Below are 6,376 nucleotides of genomic sequence, written 5' to 3' on the forward strand. Positions count from 1 at the left end.
TGGAATGTTCTAAGGAAAAACATCAAATTCTCAAGGTAAGTAACGAGCTCACATAATAGAAAGGAATACTACGATATATGATGCAAACGATTTAATGATGAAAACAAAAGAACCGCTAGCAAAAGCTAACCGCTTAGCCCCCAGGAAGAGAGAGGAGCGCTTTATTAGGTATAAGACTGAAATAAGGGTTTTAGATATTAAGACCTAAATATAGTATGGATTGCACTTGTGAAATCATGCATATAAATTGTGTTCCTACAAAAGAAGAATACTATTCGGATTCTAGATTCTACAACATTTCAGCTTCGAGATAAGTCTTCTTCATGTTATCAAGGTTTAGGTGAAGTAGCCATACGGCAGTAGTCAAAATTCAATTACCGTATACAAGAAAGAAAGTTTGCTTTTTAAATTGCAGATACAATTATTGAAAACCTTGAATTTAGAAAGATCACTGAACTCAACTATAATCCTACATAAGAATGTGGATTTCCACCAGTACTACACCTCAAATCTGCCGCGCAAGACGTTCTACTACAATCACATAAAATAAATATCATTCCAAATTATAAAATGTTATAATTTGGAATGATATTTATTTGAATTTTCAGAAATAAAAACGAGGTTAATATAATCTATCTTATGCTGTAAATCGGTGTAGTCTACAGCATAAGGTTTGCTCTGCAAGCTATTATAGTCAACAGTCGTGGGTACATAACGGGTACATTTAGCCTAAATACCTGGGGACTTTAGTGAAATGAAAAATAGGATAATGGATAGGGGTAGATGTATGGGTACATTAAAAAAATTTATCAATAACATTTCAAAGGTAATTATAGGAAAAGATGAATCGATTGAACTAGCAGCTATAGCTCTTATAGCGAGAGGACACATTTTATTAGAAGATGTACCCGGGACTGGAAAAACAACATTAGCGAAAAGTTTGGCTAAAAGTGTGGAGGCTAAGTTTCAAAGAATTCAATTCACAGCTGATACTTTGCCGGGAGATGTCATTGGCCTCGAATATTTTGATGTGAAAGAATCGGAATTTAAAACGAGGTTAGGGCCTATTTTTGCAAATATAGTATTAGTTGATGAAATTAATCGAGCTGTACCGAGAACACAATCTTCGTTACTTGAGGTTATGGAAGAACGTACTGTTACAATTGCGAAACAGACACATTCATTACCAGAACCTTTTTTAGTTATTGCAACGCAAAACTCTCTCGAATCAGCTGGCACTTTTCCTTTACCAGACGCCCAATTAGACCGATTTTTACTTACTATACGCCAAGGTTATCCTACGAGAGAAGCAGAAAAGGAAATGATGAATCGGTTCCAAACGAATGATCCATTAGAAACGCTACATTCTATTATTTCAAGTGAAGAAATAATAAATATACAAAAACGTGCAAGGGAAATATTAGTAGGGAATGATGTGCAAGATTATCTTCTTGAAATTATTGAGGCAACGCGTAAGCATGAGTTAATTGAAATCGGTGTAAGCCCGCGAGGTACATTGGCATTTATGAGAGCGATTCAAGCACGGGCGATATTAAATGAGAGAGATTACTGTACACCTGATGATATAAAGACGCTTGCTGCATCAGTTTGTGCTCATCGATTAACGTTGACGATAGAAGGGGAGATGAAAACGACAAAAGAACAAATAATAAACGAAATTCTTCATACGGTTGATGTGCCAGTGGAGAATGTACGATGAATCAACAGCTCGTGTATACATCGTTAGCGGAGCCTTTCGTTATAGGGGGGATATCAGTTGTGGCCGTTGTTTTATGTATATTCTCAAGTAATCTACTAATATTATCTCTCGTATTTTTATATTTAATTTTAATAGGAGCTACGCATGGATACATACGTAAAGTATCTCACGTTCAATGGGAATACAATCAAGGTAATTCGAACGTTTTTATAGGCGAAACGAATACGTGCAAAATAAAAATTTCAAACAACTCGATATTTCCTATTTTCAATATCGTCTTTCGATTTAAATGTGAAAATAAGCTAACTTGGAATCATGATGAACTAAATAAAAATCATAGTACTGGTTCAAATTATTATATGAATTTCAATGTAAAAGGAGGAGAGACCATTTCATTTGATTTACAAGCAATAGCATTAAAAAGAGGTATCGCGAAATGGGAAGAAGTTGAAATTATTATTACTGATCCCTTTGGGTTCATAACGAATCATATAACATATAGTCATGTTGATACACCGTCCTATTTAGTTTTGCCAGCTGTTCCGAAAATACAAGTACCTGAATTAAAGGAATGGTCACGCGGATTTCGAAAAGCAATGTCTTCTCCGCTATATGATGAAACGAAAGTAATGGGAGTGAAATCTTATGAAAATGAAGATTTTCGTTCTATCCATTGGGGTGCAACAGCAAAAACAGGGACGATAACTGCGAAAAAATACGAACGAACACAATCAGATAAATACGCGATTTATCTTAATTTACAAAATAAAAGTGGCGTTTCTTTACGAAATGATACAGAAGAGCTTATTGAATTAACAGCAGGCATATGCAAACAACTGCTCATGCAAGAGTGTTCATTTGAATTATGGATTAATAGCGTGAAAGGTAACGGATTGTTACATGTAAAGAACGGGGATAATCGGAAACATTTGCAAAATGTATTAAAGGTACTTGCCTCAATATCGGACCAAGATACTCCTGTATCTTCTTCTTATTTTTACACAGCTGGTTTTCGTCGAAAGGAATTGGATGCAATTCCTTTAATTCTTGGTACTTCTCCAAGGAAATATAGTAGAACGAATAAATGGATTGTAATTAAAGAATAAGAAAGGGCTTATGTCATGATTAATAAAAAGAGGCATATGAAAGTGAAGTTTTGGAGTGTAAAAGCTTTAATCATACTTTTCTTTGCGGTTAGTGCGATAACGTTATCACAAGGTGTGGTGCATGTACAAGACATAGTAAAAGAGCATTTTTTTAGTGAAAAGAAATCTAAAGAAATTTATAAGGAAACAATAAACTCCGGAAATATTGAAGATTATGGAAGGCCTTTGGAAGATACAAAAGTGGGAGATAATGGGGAAAGAACAACAACGGGTAAAAAATTTAAAGGTTTCGAACGGGAAAGTTCATGGGGGGACGTATTTTCTGTGCTCTCAAATTCATGGATTACTGTAGCTTTTTCTGTAATTATTGCAGTGGCAAGTATATATTTTCTCTACAAATCTGCTAGGAAAAAGTTAACGAAATCAGAAATAGAACAGGAGAAACAATCTGAAACAAAAGAGAATACGGTAAGAACCGTAAAGAATGAAAAATTCATACATCATTCAGAGCAGCCTCTACCTACAGATACGATAAGGAAAAGATTAATCGAATGGGAGAGAACTTTACCATTTCATGAACAGCGAATGTCTTATGAAACGATGCAACAATGGTTAAGTAGAATTTGTAGAACGAGAGATATTGTTCCGATATATGAGTCAGTTCGATATGGGGAAAAGACGTATACGGAGTTAGATGTAGAGAAGACTATGCGGTGGATAGAGAGGGATGGAAAAGGGCGACATGAATAGTAGAATGTACTATATCAAGATAAAAAAGATGGCGGAATTAATCTGAATGTAAAAATTATATAAGTAAATAAAATTAACTGTAAATTAATTTTATTTACTTATATTTAATTGCATGTTAATGTATACTTAATTTTTTATATCTCTACCAACGGAAAAAAATTATACAAGCTACATGTAGCTCTTTGTAATATTGCTTCTTAAATTGTTCACGAGTATATCTTTGTTTTATTAATATAGAATGAAAAAAGGATACACTAGAGCTAAACAATTAACGGGTAGCATGTAAATAAAAAATTGCATGAGTTTAGTAAAAACTTATAATTTATTTTTAAGGGTGTGAAAATATAATGAAACCGATATTGAAAAGTATACTTCTTTCCTTTATTTTTTCTGCAGTAGGGATGTGTTGGCTACTGTTCATGTTATTTAGAGGAGGCGGAGACTGGTTATTGTCTTGGATAGGTGTATTAATGGTATATTTATCTTTATACACTTTAATAGATTTATATTGTAAAAATACATACGATAAAACATTAAGTAAATTGCTTATAAAAACAACAGTTACTACCTTTAGTTTTGGAGTATTAGGAATCTCATTTGGTATAATACAGGAGCTATTAACACCATGGAGTCTCAGTTTGATGGTTTGGTATTGGTGCTAATACTATTTTTATTTTTAACGACCATAATATTATTAGTTATTTTAGTATTGGTAAATCGTAAAAATCATAATTTCACCGGGGTATATAGATTACTTATACTTCTAAATTTACTTCTTACGTTAGGACCAGTATTGTGGCCACTATTTCTTACTATTCTCGGAAATGGTATGAATGTTAGTGCAGGATGGTAAAAGTGAATAGAGATTAGTTGTTTAAAGAATAGAATGGAATAAAAAGTTGATATAGGGTTTTAAATATTTAAGAGAGCGTGTTTACATAAAAAATGAAAACACGTTCTTTTTTATTTTTATCTTAATAAGAACTCATTATATTTATAAGATAATCCAATAAGGATAAAATATATGTTATTGGAACAAACATATATGTATCTTTGAAACGAACACAATTAATGAATCATCTTAAAAATAATAAAGACAAGGTGAAATGAAAATAAGGGCAGTTAAGTGACTGTCCTTATTTTATATGCCCTTTTTATTTTCATGCATAACTCTTTCTCAGTTTATCGTATCAAAATTTGAACGTAAGTATTTCGTAAGGAATGGATAAGAAAAAAGAGAGTTTTATCATATAGGATTAAAGTATAAATTGAATCAATCCGATATTATTAGAGGAGAGGGAGCCTTATGAAAAAATGTAATTCAATTAAGTTAGCAAGTTTGTCAGTTCTATTAGCAGGTACTACTCTATTCACACCAGGTTTTACTGTGAAAGCAGAGTCAGTACAAAATATATCAAGTCCGTCACAAGCGCATGATCAAAAGAATCGGAATGGTTGGAAACAAGTAATGCAGGAATCAGTGCAGTTTGGAACACCAGGGGTATTAGCTAAGACGTTTAACAACGGAAAAACTAGTAGCTATACTGCTGGCGTGGCGGATTTAAGTACAAATAAACCGATGAAATCGGATTATCGTTTTCGGATTGGTAGCGTAACGAAGACGTTTACTGCTACGACTGTTCTTCAATTAGTAGGAGAAAATCGCGTACAACTTGACGATTCAATTGAAAAGTGGCTACCAGGCCTCATTCAAGGAAATGGGTACGATGGCAATCAAATTACGATACGTCAACTTTTGAATCATACGAGTGGTATAGCTGAATACTTAAAGTCAAAAGACGCTGACATAATGAATTCAAAAAAAACGTATGCAGCAGAAGAAATAGTGAAAATGGGACTTTCTCTGCCTCCAGATTTTTCGCCAGGTAAGGGATGGTTGTATTCAAACACAGGATACGTAATATTGGGAATGCTTATTGAAAAAATAACTGGGAATAGTTATGCGGAAGAAATTGAAAAGCGAATTATTGAACCTTTGGACCTTTCAAATACGTTTTTACCAGGGAATTCGACCGTTATCCCAGGAAAGAATCATGCTCGAGGGTATATGAAAATTGAAGGAACAAGCGAGTTGAAAGATATAACGTATTATAATCCGAGTTTAGCTAATTCAGCTGGAGATATGATTTCTAATGCGGACGATTTAAATAAGTTCTTTTCATCTTTACTCGGTGGTAAGTTACTGAAGGAAAATCAACTAAAAGAAATGCTTACTACAGTTCCTGTAGAAGGAAAAGGTGTTGGTGATGGATATGGTCTTGGAATCTATGAGACTAAACTTCCAAACGGTGTTTCAATTTGGGGTCACGGAGGGGCAATTCCTGGATTTACAACTTTTGCTGGGGGAGTAATTGGAGGCAAACATACATTGTCTGTCAGTATTAACTCTTTAGGCGCGATTGATATTATTACGCAGTTTAATAAAATGATGCAAATTGAATTTAATAAATAGAAAAAAGAAAATGAGTTGGACTCTGCTATAGTTGTATATAAAAGAGGTGCTTTTTGAATTTTGCAAATATGGACAGTGTTAGCATTTATGATATGGCATCAAGTTTATGTGGAACATAAATACGATATAACTGTATTTCAAGGTGAAAGTCAATCTTATAACTCTTAGTATAAAAATAAAAAGGATGTCAGTTTTAAAATGTACCCTATAGAATAAACACTTAAAAAAAGTCTATTCTATAGGGTATTTCTTGTATAATAAGAGGAAAATTGGGATCGGAGAATGTTCAAAATGACAAAAAAGCTATTTACAGAAAGAGAAATTCAA

Annotated in this window: 4 protein-coding genes and 1 pseudogene; all 5 read left to right on the plus strand. The window is 33.3% G+C overall.

The features are described from left to right. The first annotated feature begins 787 nt into the window (after positions 1-787). The 5 genes and pseudogenes from MR071_RS24710 (at position 788) to MR071_RS24730 (ending at position 6,049) form a co-directional block, all read left to right on the plus strand. Positions 788-1,720, plus strand: a complete 933-nt coding sequence (locus MR071_RS24710) for an AAA family ATPase (protein WP_242238209.1) — start codon at positions 788-790, stop codon at positions 1,718-1,720. Continuing rightward, the gene (locus tag MR071_RS24715; protein ID WP_242238210.1) at positions 1,717-2,826 is read left to right on the plus strand and encodes a DUF58 domain-containing protein; all 1,110 of its coding nucleotides are present in this window, start codon (positions 1,717-1,719) and stop codon (positions 2,824-2,826) included. The genes MR071_RS24710 and MR071_RS24715 overlap by 4 nt, the downstream gene beginning before the upstream one ends. Positions 2,827-2,841: 15 nt before the next feature. Beyond that, positions 2,842-3,576 (plus strand): signal peptidase II, encoded by a 735-nt coding sequence (locus MR071_RS24720; RefSeq protein ID WP_242238211.1) that lies wholly within the window; start codon positions 2,842-2,844, stop codon positions 3,574-3,576. 347 nt (positions 3,577-3,923) lie between these two features. Beyond that, a pseudogene (locus tag MR071_RS24725) lies at positions 3,924-4,429 on the plus strand (DUF3902 family protein). A gap of 453 nt (positions 4,430-4,882) precedes the next feature. Then, positions 4,883-6,049, plus strand: coding sequence for a serine hydrolase domain-containing protein (locus MR071_RS24730; RefSeq protein WP_242238212.1), 1,167 nt, complete (start codon positions 4,883-4,885; stop codon positions 6,047-6,049). The last annotated feature ends 327 nt before the right edge of the window (positions 6,050-6,376 follow it).

The organism is Bacillus cereus group sp. BfR-BA-01316, assembly GCF_022664195.1.
GTDB lineage: Bacteria > Bacillota > Bacilli > Bacillales > Bacillaceae_G > Bacillus_A.